This window comes from Paenibacillus odorifer, assembly GCF_000758725.1.
GTDB lineage: Bacteria > Bacillota > Bacilli > Paenibacillales > Paenibacillaceae > Paenibacillus_AQ > Paenibacillus_AQ odorifer.
In genome coordinates this window covers 3,415,043-3,430,594 of record NZ_CP009428.1, presented here as the reverse complement: position 1 = coordinate 3,430,594, position 15,552 = coordinate 3,415,043, and the positions used below count along the sequence as shown (strand labels likewise).

Annotated in this window: 11 protein-coding genes; all 11 read right to left on the bottom strand. The window is 48.8% G+C overall.

The annotated features are described in order from the left end of the window. Nucleotides 1–252: 252 nt before the first annotated feature. Complete coding sequence (locus PODO_RS14915; protein ID WP_038571157.1) at nucleotides 253–2,991, bottom strand: DUF8487 domain-containing protein; 2,739 nt, start codon at nucleotides 2,989–2,991, stop codon at nucleotides 253–255. 10 nt (nucleotides 2,992–3,001) lie between these two features. Then, nucleotides 3,002–4,606 (bottom strand): response regulator, encoded by a 1,605-nt coding sequence (locus PODO_RS14910; protein WP_038571154.1) that lies wholly within the window; start codon nucleotides 4,604–4,606, stop codon nucleotides 3,002–3,004. Then, nucleotides 4,606–6,396 carry a cache domain-containing sensor histidine kinase gene (locus PODO_RS14905; protein WP_038571151.1) on the bottom strand — a complete coding sequence of 597 codons (1,791 nt, stop codon included), beginning with the start codon at nucleotides 6,394–6,396 and terminating at the stop codon, nucleotides 4,606–4,608. Before PODO_RS14905 ends, PODO_RS14910 begins: the two co-directional genes overlap by 1 nt. 104 nt (nucleotides 6,397–6,500) lie before the next feature. Continuing rightward, the gene (locus tag PODO_RS14900) at nucleotides 6,501–8,186 is read right to left on the bottom strand and encodes a type 2 periplasmic-binding domain-containing protein (RefSeq protein ID WP_038571148.1); all 1,686 of its coding nucleotides are present in this window, start codon (nucleotides 8,184–8,186) and stop codon (nucleotides 6,501–6,503) included. Nucleotides 8,187–8,217: 31 nt separating this feature from the next. Next, the gene (locus PODO_RS14895) at nucleotides 8,218–9,114 is read right to left on the bottom strand and encodes a carbohydrate ABC transporter permease (RefSeq protein ID WP_036677267.1); all 897 of its coding nucleotides are present in this window, start codon (nucleotides 9,112–9,114) and stop codon (nucleotides 8,218–8,220) included. Between the two features lie 6 nt (nucleotides 9,115–9,120). Further along, nucleotides 9,121–10,014, bottom strand: coding sequence for an ABC transporter permease (locus PODO_RS14890; RefSeq protein ID WP_052097050.1), 894 nt, complete (start codon nucleotides 10,012–10,014; stop codon nucleotides 9,121–9,123). Between the two features lie 211 nt (nucleotides 10,015–10,225). Beyond that, nucleotides 10,226–11,572: an LLM class flavin-dependent oxidoreductase gene (locus PODO_RS14885; RefSeq protein WP_038571141.1), complete on the bottom strand. Its 1,347-nt coding sequence runs from the start codon at nucleotides 11,570–11,572 to the stop codon at nucleotides 10,226–10,228. A 75-nt stretch (nucleotides 11,573–11,647) separates the two neighbouring features. After that, complete coding sequence (locus PODO_RS14880; RefSeq protein ID WP_036677271.1) at nucleotides 11,648–12,127, bottom strand: DinB family protein; 480 nt, start codon at nucleotides 12,125–12,127, stop codon at nucleotides 11,648–11,650. Beyond that, nucleotides 12,127–13,299: an N-methyl-L-tryptophan oxidase gene (solA, locus tag PODO_RS14875; protein ID WP_038571138.1), complete on the bottom strand. Its 1,173-nt coding sequence runs from the start codon at nucleotides 13,297–13,299 to the stop codon at nucleotides 12,127–12,129. The genes PODO_RS14880 and solA overlap by 1 nt, the downstream gene beginning before the upstream one ends. After that, the gene (locus tag PODO_RS14870) at nucleotides 13,296–14,477 is read right to left on the bottom strand and encodes an amidohydrolase (protein WP_036677275.1); all 1,182 of its coding nucleotides are present in this window, start codon (nucleotides 14,475–14,477) and stop codon (nucleotides 13,296–13,298) included. The genes solA and PODO_RS14870 overlap by 4 nt, the downstream gene beginning before the upstream one ends. Nucleotides 14,478–14,530: 53 nt before the next feature. Next, nucleotides 14,531–15,547 (bottom strand): LLM class flavin-dependent oxidoreductase, encoded by a 1,017-nt coding sequence (locus tag PODO_RS14865; RefSeq protein ID WP_036677277.1) that lies wholly within the window; start codon nucleotides 15,545–15,547, stop codon nucleotides 14,531–14,533. Nucleotides 15,548–15,552 lie beyond the last annotated feature (5 nt).

Genomic DNA, 15,552 nt, shown 5'->3' with positions numbered 1-15,552 from the left:
AAACTAAAAGCAGCAAAAAACTAAGAGCAGCGAATCTCTCTTCATTAAGAGAATCGCTGCTCTTCAGTTTTTTACGATGCGACAGTCTGTTTTACTCAAGTGGAGAACGTAGTTTTCACTGTAGCCCCATTGGACTATTCATCCATATGAAATTTGACAGGTAACCTTAGCAATCGCCTGCCTCTGCCTATTGGATCAGCTCAAGAAGTTCTGCAACATTCGCCTTGTACTGTGGCTTGAAATCATCTGATTTCATATAACCGCAAGACTGAATAAGAACTGTCTGCCTTCCGGCGTATCGCTAACCTTATCAGCATCCAATGCGCATATCAGCAGGTTGCCTGCTCCTACACTGCATTCCACTAGGAAACTCAGCTTATGATTGCGTTCAAAATTATCGATAGTCTGCACAACGGGATTCCAATCGCGGTCAGCTGCATCCATGATGAGCGATTTCGAATTCTCAACAATACTCCACCAGGGATAGGTAGAATATTCCTCGCTCGGGAACTCACGAAGCACCGGGTGCTTGTTATCAATCAACAGCCCCATAGTACCAATGGGTACTGGCCGGTTCATGCTCTCTGAGATCGAGCGGAACATTGGATAACACCAGAAATCTGTGCAGTAATAACCTTCAACGGCATTTTGGAGAGATTCCGGTTTCGGCATAAGCAGCACATTCTCACCTTGCTCCAGCAATGCAAGCGCATCATCAGACAGCTTGTCGAAGACATGGACACCTTCCAGCATGTTGCCACTCTTCACTGGATAAATCCACAGGTCGTAACTCTTACGGATATCTGTTCCCTGTATGGAGAGGGACAATACGATAGTACTCATACGGTCAACTTCAGGTAGTTTTATTGCCAGATCGCAGATATCGATATAATTCGTTCCTGCAGGTACGTCCACCTCGGTTGAACCTGCGGCGAGTATACCATTATCCGCGGTAAGCTCCCAATGCAGTTCAAATGCACTCGGCATACCACTGCGGAAACAGCTCAGTTCAACATGGGCATCGAACGATTCACCAGAGACATAGTTATACTTAGGGAATCTTGCCAACAGAACGGCATCATTACAAAAAGTTCGCCAGTCCTCCGGACTTATCATTCCTTTGGAATCCATAAAGGCGTCGAGGACACCCACCAGCGCCGTTCCCTGGCCACTGAAATCCTGCAAATCAAGCAGTTGGAAGCCCGCAAGCCGCCGGGAGCGGAATGCCGCCTCAAGTTCCTCTTTGTAGCAAGCTACTGCCAGTTGCCCCGAGGATTCAAAATATTTGGCGGCCAAATGACCCAGCCCTTTACTTTCCAGTCGTTCACGGAAAATTTTGAAATTCTCAGCTTTGAGCGGACCGTTGTATTTATCGATTTCCTCATAATTAGGATAGGTAGCATACTGTCCGATCTCATGCGAGATTACCGGAATGTGCGGTATCCATTCTGCGGAAGCGTCTCCAGCCTTCACCGTCTTGGCTTCCGTACCATACTGGATCTGGATCTCGCCGCCAGCGGCAGCTTCCATCCCCTCTCCGTTGAAGAAATCCTGAGGGACGATCTGATCGTCATAGTCTTTCATCGTGCCTGGCAGATCGATCTGGACATGACCTAATGGAGCATCACACATCGCATAGGAGCCTCTGAACAGCCGATCTCTGGAGAAGCGCACGCCGCTGAAGAAATCGTCATGTTCCAGAATTTCTGGCACCCATTGGTGGTTATTGGACCCCTGTGTATAGAGAATCCGGTTATCAAATGCTTTATAGTCCTTTAGGAAGGAATCAATCTTGGCTTTGCTGCCCCATAGCTCGTTGCCAAGCGACATCATCACGAAGGAGGGGTGATTGCCAAAAGCCTGAAGAATGGCATAGCCTTCGCTGATCAGATAGTCCTGCTCCGCCTGATTATGGCCCTCGTCGGTTTCTTCTGTGATTGTTCCCCAGAATGGAAGCTCTGGTTGCATGTAGATACCGAGCATATCCGCTGCGGTGAAAGCAGCTTCCGGCGGACAGCAGGTATGAAAGCGATAATGATTGATGCCGTAAGACTTGGAGATGCCCAGGATTCTTACCCATTCCTCGACGTCAGTCGGGGCATAACCGGTTAGCGGGAAGATCAGGCCGTCATGTTTGCCGCGGAGGAAGGTTTTTTCTCCGTTGATTGTAAACTTATCGCCCTCTGCCCGGAATTCCTTCAATCCAAAAACGAGCTCCTGTCGGTCCGTTATATATCCATCGCTGTCTTTCAAAACAAGGTTTATGTTATAAAGATTGGGAGCGCCTTCACTCCAGAGCAGCGCGTCTTGACCAAGCTCATAGTTGACGGAAAAACTACCCGGTGAGACTGGGTACTCCCTCTCGTCCACAGCATGTGTATTGTCGCTGTTGAAGCTCTGAGCAGACACTGTAAGTATAGATTCGTTCCTGCTGTCCAAGGTTGCCGTGATTCGGACTGAGCGGGCTGAGAGATCCGGATCGAGCCGGATGCCGCTGAGCCGTGACTCACCATAGAACTGAAGCTCCATACGTCCGGTAATCCCGTTCCAGTTGGTCTGGGTATCCTGCGACGTTAAATGTCCACCTTTGGTTGGATAACCAGTATTGTCCACGCGTATGATGAGCGTATGATTCCCAGGTTGAAGCTGCGGCAACTCGTATATATGTGGAGTGTTCAGACTGTTACGGCTGCCTATTTCCTGATTGTCCAGCCATAGAGTCGTCAGCCTCGTGCGTTCCAAATATAGGAAGCAGACTTTGCCGGCTAGTTCTTCCGGAATGACGACCTCTTTTGAATACCAGACTTGCCCTTCAAACAAATACTCATCCGTTAATGCGCTTACTAAAACATCCTCGTTCTTCGAACCTTTGCGTGCGTAGGACGTTGTTCCCGGCAGTGTGATAACATCTGTAAAAGGCAATGCCAGTCCTTGATTTCCCTCATCCAATTGCAACTTCCATTCGCCTTCCAGGCTGATCTTTGTCTGCAAAATATCACTCCTAATAATGATAATCTCTGAACTCCTGAGGTGTGGTGCCGGTTGTTTTCTTAAAAAGGAAGGCAAAATAAGCCGCGGTTTGAAAGCCCACCTGCTCGGCAACCTCGTAAACCTTAATATTGGGGTCACGAAGTAGTTCCTTGGCTTTGTTCACACGCGCTTCCTGCACGAAATCGGAAATCGTCCGGCCCATTTCTTTCTTGAAGAGAACACTTAAATAGCTGTGATTCAAGTGAAACTGCTCAGCAAGCTGCTTTACAGTCATGTTCTCATGCAGATGCTCCTCCAATTGGCGGGCGACCCGCTGGATAAGGTTATGCTGCTGAGCGACCTGTTCTCTTTGATTAAGCTTAGCATATTGCGCCAAATATTCCAGTACGACCTTCCTGACTTCATCTACGCCTGTACAGTCGATCAGGCGCTGCCACATGAGGATGTTCATCTCTGTATCCTTCTCATGTATACGCTTCAGTTTTCTGGCTAGTTCGCTAAGCAAACCCATTCCGAAAGCCTGCACATAGGAAAAGGATACAGGTTCTCGTGCAAGTAGCACTTCGAAAGCATGATTGAAATAAGAGGAAGCTTTATCGCTCTCTCCTCTGTCCAATAGCTTAACGATTTCCGGAATGTATTCTTCACGCAACCTGAAATCATGATATTCATTCATCAAGTTCCGGTCGAAATAGAGGATTTGTCCGTAGCCGGCCAGCCTGGCACCGGTCATCATATGCCTTACTTCCTTATAAAGCAACGGTATTTCCGTCCAGAACAAGCACTCTCTGCTAATTCCGACCGAGACGGAGGCTTTATACTGCTCTCTTAGGATATCTTGGATAAACGCAAGCTGCTTCTCAAGTCTTGCCCGCACCAATGGCGTTGCGTTCAGCACAATGACGGCCAGTTCATCCGCTCCTGTCTTCCCTATATAGGTACCGGAGAAGCCAGATAGACCAGTCTTAACGCAGTTCAATAACCCTTCGCTAAGCAGGATCCGATCCTTGGCATCATGCGGATTATCTAGGAACCTGCGGTCATATCCGAACAGGAATAAAGTTGCCTGCCATTCCCCATTAGGCAGATCCAGCAGACGCCGCCAGGATTCGAGCAGCTCATCACTGTGGATCCAGCCTTCGACCATATCTTTGACGAAACGTTCCTGCAGCACCTCATAGCTCTCTGTAACTTTCTCCCTAAGTACAGTGGTTTCCTGTTCAATCTGTTTTTTCTTCTCAACTACTTCTCTGAACGCAGCCAGTTTCATTTCGAGTTCTTCCGTCTTGATGGGCTTCAGAACGTAAGCTTTAGCTCCCAGATGTATAGCCTCCTGCACAAATTCAAACTCGTCATATCCACTGATCATCACAGTCTGTAAAGACTGGAGTAACGGATAATCCGCTCTGCATCTGGCGAGCAGTTCGATCCCTGTCATACCGGGCATCGAGACGTCAGCGATCAGCACATCCACAAGAGTTTTTCCTAGGATTGTTAGTGCTTCTTCACCAGATAATGCAGTTAACGGTTCCTCATACCCCAGAGCTTTCCAGCCAATATGACGAAGAAGCCCTTGAATCTGCATAGGCTCGTCGTCGACAATTAATACCCGCATTAAGCTCCATCCCCCTTTTTTATCTCAGGACTTTCCTTGCAAACAGGGATATCAATGGTTACACAAGTCCATTCGTCTTCTACACTGTCAATCTCAAAGCGGCCCTCTGTGCCAAAATACAAGGCAAGACGTTCACGGATATTGTTCATCCCGAATCCGTTTTGCGTCCCCGTGTAGCTGCCGGTACGGATCTGTTCCAGCTTCTCACTGCCAATCCCTTTTCCATTATCAAAAATCTGAAACTGCACCGTATTCTCCACTCGTTTGATCGTAATTTGTATAAAAGCATGAGTTCTAGTTGTGATGCCCCCGTGCAGATAACAGTTCTCGACCGTTGGCTGTAGAATCAGCTTAATGCTGTACAGGTCAAGAACGTCAGGCTCTACCAGCCACTCTACGGATACCTGACCGGGATAACGCAGCTGCTGAATTTCGATATACGCCTTAAGATGCTCAATTTCGTCACGGATCAGCGTCACATTAACCCGGTTATTGAGTGCCAGCCGATAGAATGTCGTCAGCGCATCTATGGTTCGGATTTGCAATTCGTCCTGCTGATCTAATGCCCGCCAACGGATCAGACTTAGCGAATTATAGATGAAATGAGGGTTAATCTGTGCCTGCAACGCCCTGAATGATTGCTCCCGCTCTTTGAGCATGGCCTCTGTATGTTCTTCGACCAGTTTTCTCAAACGGCCAGACATGGAATTGAACAATATCTCAAGTTCACCCAGCTCATCGTTGTCACGGTTTCTCACTGTAACTTCGAAATAGCCCTGTGAGATATCTGTCATTCGGATGCCCAGCTTGCGGATCCGCCAAATCACATTTTTAAGTACAATCATGATTAGAAAGATGGACAACAGCAGGAAAAATGCAATACCTGCTCCGATATAGTACATAATCCGCGTAGACTGCTCCTCCAGTCGGTCAAGATGCACAAGCGCGGCAACCGTCCAGCCAGACTTAATCTCCTGAGTGATCAGCATCATCCCGCTTTTTGTCGCCGATGTTTCCAACGAGTTATTCCAGTACTGACCTAAGGAGGATGAGGATAACCGGCTGCCAATTTCAGAGGGCTCCGAGGATGCAATAATTCGTTCGTTGTCGTCAACAATATACAATTCTCCGGCCCCTTCAAAAGGATGCTCGAACGATTCCATGAAGACACCGTTATAGTTCAGTAACAGGTACACAATCCCGTAAACATCTCCATATGCGTTCAGAATTTTATGGGATACCACTAGCTTAGTCCTGTCGTCAGCTGCATTAGTCCATACCATATTGTCTGTTGTGCGAAGCATTTTCGTATACCATTCCCGCTCTCGAATTCCCGAAAGGCTCCGTTCTTCCGGCTTCCACAGAAGCCCTCCATCTTGCACTAGTGTATCGTTGGTATGATAGATCCGGAAATTCTCAATACCTGGCAAGTATTTACTGGTGAGCAGGAAGGAACGGTCCACATAATTGACCGTACCCAATTGTTCATCGATATCCGCATAGTCCCTGGCTAATCTAGAGATCAGCTCACCATCCGTAGCCGTCCGGGTAGCCAGCAGATCATAGCTTTGCTTCCTGAATTCAATACTCTGCGCACTTTGCCGAACGGCTTCCCTGATCGTAAGCATATAATTGGCCCGCACTGTATGAAGCATCATGTACCCTGCACCTGCAGCCAGCAGTACGGTGGGGAGAAATACAATTAGTCCGTAGAATAATACAATCTTACTCCTCAGGTTCATAGAATGGGTCATACGGATGATCCATTTCTCTATTTGTTGTTTAATCATAGATTCCCCCCCATGAAGTGCAAAGGGAGCCCCCTCCAAGTGAGAGGTGCTCCATTAATTTTTTTATCGTTTAAGATCCGCGACTGAATGAGCATCACGGTTGTCTATTGCAAGGCTGTTACTTCCTCCTTGTACGTATCCAGCCACTCCTGCTTGACTTCACTCCAGTGCCCACGCTTCTCTAGTGCTGCTTGGAAATCGCTCCAATTCTTCTCGAATTGCCCCTCGTCTTTGGCCATTAAAAGCTTGGCTCGATATTCCTTGCGGATATTTTCGATCTCCGGTGAATATTTCTCCCATGCGCCGCCCTGTTTCATCTGGAACAGATCATAAGGCTCTGCCACGCGGATCGTTCCCATTTTGCCGATAGCTTCTGTGAACTTAATTGTCTTAGCAGCTCCGGCTTTTCCTGCATCCTCTGTGTTCCACCATGGGTACCATTCATTGCTGTAAGAGGCAGTCATGTAAAGCTCCGGGGTGACTTTAGCTTTTTGTGCGGTGTCTCCGGAATTGCGGCTCGTCTTGTAGGTTTCGTCTGTAAATTTCCATTTACCCAACGGTTGATCAATCCAATCCCAGTATAATCCCGCCGGTCCTTCATTAATGACCTGCTGCTGCTCGGGTTTCGGCTGCAAGGTATAATCGAAGAATTTCAGAATAGCTTCCAGATTTTTAGTTTTTTCACTAACATAGACATCATAGCCTGGATTCGGATTGGTAACCTGATTAATTCCGACTTTCTCTACACCATCCACTTTAGGAAAAGGGATCGCTTCGTAAAACCACCCTGGCTCTGTTGGGCCGTCCAATGTCTCCCAGGCTGAGGCAGGAATGTTCCAGAAGCTGCCGACATTGAAGGCAATACGACCTGATTTGTTCTTTTCTGTATACTGTTCTTTTTTGCTGGTGACGACCTCTGGATCGATCAACTTCTCCTGGTACATCTTGTTCATCCATTGATAAGCTGCTTTATAATTGGGATCGTCGTAAGCGAATACAAAATCATCGCCGCGTTTGTCAACGCCATTACCCGCTGTAGTCACCCCGAATGCTGTCAAAATCGCGTTTTCATCGCTCCAGCCCAGATTATCACTAGTGTCCATCAGGAATGATAGAGGAATCAGCGATTTGCCGGAAGCATCCTTCTCTTCTGCAGCTTTCCTAAGGAAGGTCTCAACTCCTTCTAACGTTGCTAAGTCCTCTTTGGTCATACCTGTTTTCTCCAGCACATCACTTCTGACAATCCAGGCTTGAGATGCCCAACCTGGCCACGGATCTTCCGGGTTTTGGTCAAACCAGGTAGGGATGGACCAGATATGGCCCTCATTATCCTTCATAAGTTCCAGATACTGCTTTGGAATAGACGCAAGTCCTGGATATTTGTCAGGCATGTCGAAATACTGCTCTAGCGGCATAAGCTGTTTCGACCGGTTCATCGCGCTTTTGACCGTTTCGTTTCGGCTGAAGATAGCTGCATCCTCAAAGCCGCCAGTGTTTATCTTCAAATTAAGTGCAGTCATCGCGTCGCCTTGGGTGGTTTCCAGCTTCACATTTACTCCAGGCTCCTGTTCACGCCAATATTTCTGGACCATACTATCATTATTGATGGTTGCCGTCCATCCGAGCCAGAGATTAAAGGAAGTCGAGCCACTGGCGGGCTGGTTATTTGACGTTTCATTGTCACTTCCAGGCTTGTTCGCAGTATTCCCACCTGATCCGGAGCATCCGGCAATAGACATCAGTAAGGTTGCTGCAGCCAAGGCGACTAGACCCGTTTTTTTGATCATCATTGTTTAATTCCCCCTGTTCTATTATTGTAGATCAACCTTTTACTGACCCTACAAGAACTCCTTTCACAAAATATTTCTGCAGGAACGGATACACGCACAGGATGGGGATTGCACTCACCATAACGACTGCCATCTTAATCGACATCAGCGTAATATTCTGCATTTGTGAGCTCCTCGCCAAAGCTTCCTGGTTGGTATTCGAGCCAAGGACAGCGGATAAATCCTGAGCAGCGAGCAATTGCTGCAGGAAGGTCTGCACCGGAATCAGATTCTGCTTCGTGACGAAGAAAGCACCGGCGAACCAATCATTCCAGTGTCCCACTGCGGTAAACAGTCCCAGCGCTGCAAGCATAGGTTGAGAGAGTGGAATAATAATCTGAATCAGAGTACGAACAGGACCGGCTCCATCTAGTTCAGCGGATTCTACCAGAGCTTCAGGGATTCCCTGTATAAACTTCAGCATGACAAACATGTTCCAGACCGAGAACAGCCCGGGGAAAATATACACCCAGAACGTGTTGATAAGCCCGAGATTATTAAGCTGAATATAGAAAGGAACCAGTCCTCCACTGAATAACATGGTTAAAAGAATATAGCCTAGTATCGTGCTTCTTAAGGGAAGACCGCGGTAGGACAAGCCAAATGCCACCAGAAGTGTGACGATAAGTCCTGCGAATGTGCCAATGACTGTCCTAGCGATTGTAATTAGATAAGACTGCCGGATAATTTCATTTCCTAATACGATCTCATAATTTATTAATGTGAAATTCTTGGGCCATAGATACACGCCACCTTTGGCCGCACTTGCACCGTCATTCAGTGAGATTGCCAGCATGTACAGGAATGGATATAGTACAGACAAGCACAGACCGGCCAGTACTATGACGATGACGTATTGAGCTATTTTTTCACCTCTGCTGAGCTTCATATGCCATCACCATAATCCTTCACCATTTATTTTTCTGGATAACTGATTAGTCGAAACAACCAATATCAAGCTGATCACTGAGGATAACAGTCCTACTGCGGTCGCCATCCCAAAATATCCCTGCTGCAATCCGTTGCGGATGATATACGTATCCAGTACATCCGCGACCCCTTGATTAGCAGAATTCATCAGCGGATAAATCTGATCCATCCCTACAGTAATCAGGCTTGGGATACTTAGAATTAGCACAATCGATATCGTCGGTAGAATACCCGGGAAGGTGATATGCCGAATCTGGGCTAGCTTTCCTGCCCCCTCTACCTTGGCGGACTCATACAATTGCGGATCAATCGTTGTGATCGCAGCCAAATAGAGAATCGTGTTCCAGCCGGTCTCTTTCCACAAGCCGCTTAATATAACCATGGGCCGGAACCACTCCGTGGAACCTAGAAAAAATACGGGATCACCACCTGCTTTCTCGATGAACTGATTGACCAGCCCACCATCCAAAGTCAGAAAAGACTGCAGGATGTAAGCGACTACAATCCATGAGAAAAAATGTGGCAAATAGCTGACCGATTGCACGAATCGTTTAAATACAGGCCGGGTTACCTCGTTAATCACCAGCGCCAGCAGAATCGGTGCCGGGAATCCGAAGATGAACTTAAGCACGGATATATATAACGTGTTTTTGACAACAGTTAAAAACTGGGGATCTTGCAGGAAAGAAAAGTTGTCTAATCCCACCCATACGCTATTCCAGATCGAGGTGCCAATCTGAAAGTCGCGGAAGGCGACCTGAATCCCTGCCATCGGAATATAGCTGAACAGAAATAGCAACAGAACTCCCGGAAGAATCATTAAATATTGCCATCGGTACTTGTAGAACTTAGCGTACAATTTACATCCCTCCTTGATATTTCTATCATAAGCTGCAGCGGGAACCCTGCCTATATAACAGTGATTGGTTATCTATTGCTCTGATTGGATATTTAAAGCGCTTACGTTGATAGACAAGCTCCGCGCGCACGCAAATAAACGCAGCCTTAAACGGCTGCGTTACATTTTTTATGACGAAAGCTAAATATTGAAATTCAAATTAATATTATTGTTAATGTATGGCTTTATGCCCTGCCGGTTGAGATGCCTTGGAATAGCGGTTCTCAGGCAATGGAATACCGAGATTTCCACGCAGGGTGCTACTTTCGTATTCAGTGCGGAACAGACCCCGCTCTTGCAGAATCGGCACTACCCGATCGACGAATTCCTCCAGTCCGTTAGGAACAGCAGCTGCGATCATAAATCCGTCTGCTCCTCCACCCTCAAACCAGGTTTGAATCTGATCCGCCACTTGCTCAGGTGTGCCAATAAAGCTGCTGCGCGGGGTAGCGGATTGTAAGGCGACCTGTCTTAGTGTTAAGCCTCTCTCCTTCGCGTCCTTTTTGATTTTATCCGTGCCGCTCTGAAAACTATTGCGCCCCAACTCGCCAAGCTCAGGGAACGGTGCATCCAGCGGATATTGCGAGAAATCATGATGCTCGAAGAATCTGCCCAAATATTTCAGTGCATTCTCAATCGTCACGAGACCAGCAACCTCCTGATATTTGCGCTCTGCTTCCTCTGGTGTGTCGCCAATGATTGGTGCAATGCCAGGAAAGATCAGCACCTCATTCGGATCCCGGTCAAATGAAGCTACCCGTGTCTTAACATCGCTATAGAATGCCTGGGCATCTTCTAGCGTTTCGTGGCCAGTGAAGATAGCATCCGCTTCCTTTGAGGCGTAATTTTTACCAACTTCTGAGGAACCTGCCTGAAACACGACTGGCTGCCCCTGCTTCGAACGAGCAATATTGAGCGGTCCCTTCACGGAGAAGAACTCACCTTGATGGTCCAGGGTATGCATTTTTTGCGGATCAAAGAATACACCTGATTCCTTGTCTCGGACAAACGCATCATCTTCCCAGGAATCCCATAATCCGCGCGTCACCTGCAAATATTCGGTAGCAATGCGGTAGCGCTTGCCATGGTCAGGATGCTCTTTTTTGCTGTAATTAGAGGCAGAGCCTTCCAGCGGTGAAGTCACCACATTCCAGCCGGCCCGGCCTCCGCTGATTACATCCAGTGAGCCGAATTGACGCGCGACAGTAAACGGTTCACTGTAGGAGGTGGACAGGGTACCAACCAGACCGATGTTGGTGCTGACGGCGGCGAGTGCGCTAAGGATGGTCAGCGGCTCAAACCGGTTAAGGAAATGCGGAATGGACTTTTCATTAATGTACAAACCGTCTGCGATGAAGATCAGATCCAGCTTGCCTTCTTCTGCCTTCTGTACCCACGCTTTGTATAATTCAAAGTTTACACTTGCATCCGGCTTAGCATCAGGATGGCGCCACATCGACGTGCTGCCTCCTACTCCATGAAGCAGTGCCCCTAGCTTCAGTTGTTTTGGTTTGGTCATGTTCATTCCTCCTAAAAGTTTTGTGAGCATACGATTCCCAGGTTTGACTTCATGCAAAACTAACTTTGAAAGTATTCATTGCACGAACGATGCATTGGCAGCGCCCTGCTTGATTCGCTCGATCTGGCCAAGATGCCTTTCCACATGTGCGGTGAAGCTATGGACGATATCGGAAATTTTCACGATCTCCCCCTTGAAGTTAATCCCGCTTTTCTCCCAATCCTCTGCGCTGAGCCGTTCAAACAATAGACTGTTATAATAAAGCAGGCTGCGGAACAACTCCAGGCTATCGGAAGCATAACCACTGTTGGCGTACTGGCCGCTGACCCAAGCGTCCTGATTGAAGACTGGCAGCTGCGCAGTTGTAGCAGCGAGAATATCACGGATGCGGAACGAAACCACAATGCTGTGATCAGCTAGATGAGCCAGCACCTCAGTGACACTCCAACTTGTTGGTTCCGCCTTCCATTTCAGCTGTTCCTCTGTTAACCCTGCAGTTGCATGCACCAGCTGGTTGTAAGTACTTAAAAAATTACTGATTTGAACTTTGCTCATTAAATCCCCTCCAATATAAAGCCTGCTTGCGAATGATCAGGTGCAAAACGTGATAACGAAAAAGGTTGGATGTTGTGGTTGGTAGCTCCACTTGTCGCCATATCAGCAAGTATTTCACCTACAACACTAGAAAATTTAAAACCATGCCCTGAGAACCCTCCGGCTACCAGCACATTGGAGTGGAGCGGATGGCGGTCAATAATGAAATCTTCATCAGGCGTATGCTCATATTTGCATACAGAACCTTTAAGTAATCGGCCAGCTGCACCCGGCATATAAGACTCCAGTACTCTACGAAGGTCTTGCTCATCGCTGACTTCACTGCCAAAGGGAGCAAGTAGTGTTCCTGGTTTCCATTCCAGCCCCGTATCGTGCCGGCCGATCTTCAGACCGGTTCCATCAATGCTGGGAAAGCCATAATAGCCACCTTCCTCAGCCCCTAGCGTGAAGCCAGGGAAGTTACCGGCTGCAAAAGCAGGTGAGCTCTCAAACCAGCCCACAACTTTGCGGATCGCCTTGATTGGCAAATGCACAAAAGGCGCCAACGCACCAAACCAGGCTCCGGCACTAAGGATAGCTGACGCTCCGTGATAATCGCCGTTTGTTGTATGAACTGTCACACTGCCTTCGCGGGCGGTGATGTTTACTACCGAAGTGTTCGTCAACAGCTCCGCACCCTGTCCAAGGGCAAGCTGGCGGTAGGCGGAGATACAGCGCTCGCTGTACAAATACCCGGCATCTGGTTCATACATTGCTGCGAATGTTTCTGGAATGTTCAATCCCGGCCAGCGCCGCCGGACCTCTCCGGCATCCAGATGCTGAACCTGCACCTTCCGTTTCTTCGCTTCCGCGAGACGACCGCTGAAGGAATACACTGCACTATCTGCTAGATTCAATACGCCCGAGCGGACAAGCAGTTCTATTCCGCTCAACTGCTCGGCTTCTTTCCATAAACGATCTGCCCGCAGAGCCAAATCAATGTAAGCGGGATCACCACTGTAAGCGTGCCGGATCAGCCGGGTTTCCCCGTGATGGCTTCCCTGTGTATGTGGAGGATCAAAGGCATCAATTAGCAGCGTCTTCACTCCGCGCCTCGCAAGATAGTAACCGGCGCTCATGCCCATCGAGCCTGCGCCGACGATAATTACATCGTAACTGTTATATTCAGCTATAATTCTGCACCTCCATCGGGACTGTACTGCACTAGGGAACGAACAGCTACATCCGCAAGGAAACGTGCTGCCACAGGGAGTGCACGTTCATCCAGATTGAAGGCCGGATGATGCCATTCCTGGCTTCCTTCAGTACCAACAAAAACGAACAGTCCGGGTACCACGCGCTGATAGAAGGCGAAATCCTCTCCAGCCAGAGAAAGCTCTGGCTGAATCTCTCGGTAACCAAGAGCTTCGACCGATTCAACTCCAAGCGCTGCTAGGGAGGGGTCGTTGATAACCGGAGGTGGCCCTTCTATCCAGCGAACGGTAGCTTCTGCTCCAAGAGCCGCTGCTACACCGACCGCCACTTCCTGAAACCGGTTCAGCACTTTGCTGCGCACCGTTTCATCAAAGGTGCGGATCGTCCCTTCAAGCACGGCTTTTTCGGGGATAATGTTCCATGAATTGCCGCTGTGAATCTGCGTCACACTGACCACCGCACTCTGCAGTGGACTGACATTGCGACTTACAATGGACTGGAATGCCGTCACAATATGCGAAGCCGCTACAATCGGGTCTATGCCAGCTTCCGGAACGGCAGCATGAGAACTGCCACCCTGCACTTCAATCACAAACCCGTCAGCTGCTGCCATTAAAGGACCACCCTTAATACCGATGGTTCCGACTGGCAGGTCTGGCTTGTTATGCAGCCCGATCACTGCCCGGACGTCTTCTAGTGCCCCGCTAGCAATGATTCGCTGTGCACCCTGCGCCTTCTCCTCCGCTGGTTGGAATAACAGGCGCACCGTTCCCTGTAATTGCTGCTCTCGCTGTTTCAATTGAAAGGCGGCACCAATCAAGGCAGCCGTATGGAAATCATGCCCGCAGGCATGCATTTTGCCGGGATATAATGAAGCAAAGGATACTCCGCTTTCCTCCTGGATTGGCAAGGCATCAATATCTGCGCGCAGTGCGATGACCAAACCAGGCTTTTTGCCGCCAATCTCTGCGATCACGCCGGTAGACAGACCGTATTCTACGATCCTGACTCCTGCCCGCTCCAGCAGGGAAATGATATATTCTGTTGTGCCATATTCTTCATTGGACAGTTCCGGGTGCCGGTGCAGATGACGGCGTATCCCGATTAATTCTTCTTCAAGCGCTTCCGCACTTAACTCTTTAGCTTTACTTGTCATATACAGTCACCCTCCTTTACACGATTTCCTGTGTGATACCGAGCCCGCCCGCTTTATGCCTCTGCCGCCACTTCAGCGATTGCTTCGCTCAATAGCTCAAAGGATCGGAGCCGTTTGTCAAAGGGCTGTACATTCGTCGTTATGATGAACTCCTCGACACCGGATGCCTCTGAAAGTTCCAACAACTGTTCACGGACAGATGATTTAGTTCCTTTGGTAATCTCCGGTTCCAGCTCTTCAATCGTGTAGGCTTCATTGCTCTGGCGGGCAAATTCTCCCGCCTGTTCCAAGGTCCCTACTGTCAGCTTCTTCCCGCTCGCCAGTTGAATCCGGATCAGCTTATGCGCACCTGCCAGTTCTTTCGCTCCCTCCTCAGTCTCAGCCACCACTAACGATAAAGCGATAATCGCTTGCGGTTGTCTGCCCTGTGAAGAAGCAAAACCGCTGCGGTAAGCACGAATGGCATCCAGCGCTACCGCCTTATCGCTGTTAATAAACAGGGAGAATACGTACGGTAACCCCAGTTCAGCGGCAATTTCCGCGCTGCTTACACTCGCACCAAGGACATACAACTCGGGAGGAATACCAGGAAGGGGACCTGCCTTCAACCCTGCCAGCGGATGGTTTTCTTCGAGGCGGTTATGTACATACTTTTCCAGCTCGATGATTTTGCCCGTCAGGTCTGGGGTTTCAGCTTTTCCCTGCTGCAGTGCCTGTGTGCTGCGCGGGAGTCCACCGGGAGCACGTCCCACACCGAGATCCACTCGTCCAGGAGCCAGTGTAGACAGCACATTGAAGTTCTCCGCTACCTTATACGGGCTGTAATGCTGGAGCATGATGCCACCGGAGCCAATGCGGATTCGCTCTGTTTTAGCCAGAAGATGTGAGATAAGTACTTCCGGGGAAGAGCCGGCTACCTGCTCGGAGTCATGATGCTCTGAAACCCAGAACCGGTGGAATCCAAGCTCTTCGGACAGTTGTGCCAGCTTGACTGTATGCTGGAATGCTTCCTCCGGCGTTTCTCCCGGATAGATCGGACTTTGATCAAGTACGCTGATTGTAATAGCCATTGTTT

Excerpts from the sequence above, each read along its gene's own strand:
- PODO_RS14910 (WP_038571154.1), bottom strand. The coding sequence starts at position 4,606 with ATGCGGGTATTAATTGTCGACGACGAGCCTATGCAGATTCAAGGGCTT.
- PODO_RS14905 (WP_038571151.1), bottom strand. The coding sequence starts at position 6,396 with ATGATTAAACAACAAATAGAGAAATGGATCATCCGTATGACCCATTCT.
- PODO_RS14900 (WP_038571148.1), bottom strand. The coding sequence starts at position 8,186 with ATGATGATCAAAAAAACGGGTCTAGTCGCCTTGGCTGCAGCAACCTTA.
- PODO_RS14895 (WP_036677267.1), bottom strand. The coding sequence starts at position 9,114 with ATGAAGCTCAGCAGAGGTGAAAAAATAGCTCAATACGTCATCGTCATA.
- PODO_RS14885 (WP_038571141.1), bottom strand. The coding sequence starts at position 11,572 with ATGACCAAACCAAAACAACTGAAGCTAGGGGCACTGCTTCATGGAGTA.
- PODO_RS14880 (WP_036677271.1), bottom strand. The coding sequence starts at position 12,127 with ATGAGCAAAGTTCAAATCAGTAATTTTTTAAGTACTTACAACCAGCTG.
- PODO_RS14870 (WP_036677275.1), bottom strand. The coding sequence starts at position 14,477 with ATGACAAGTAAAGCTAAAGAGTTAAGTGCGGAAGCGCTTGAAGAAGAA.
- PODO_RS14865 (WP_036677277.1), bottom strand. The coding sequence starts at position 15,547 with ATGGCTATTACAATCAGCGTACTTGATCAAAGTCCGATCTATCCGGGA.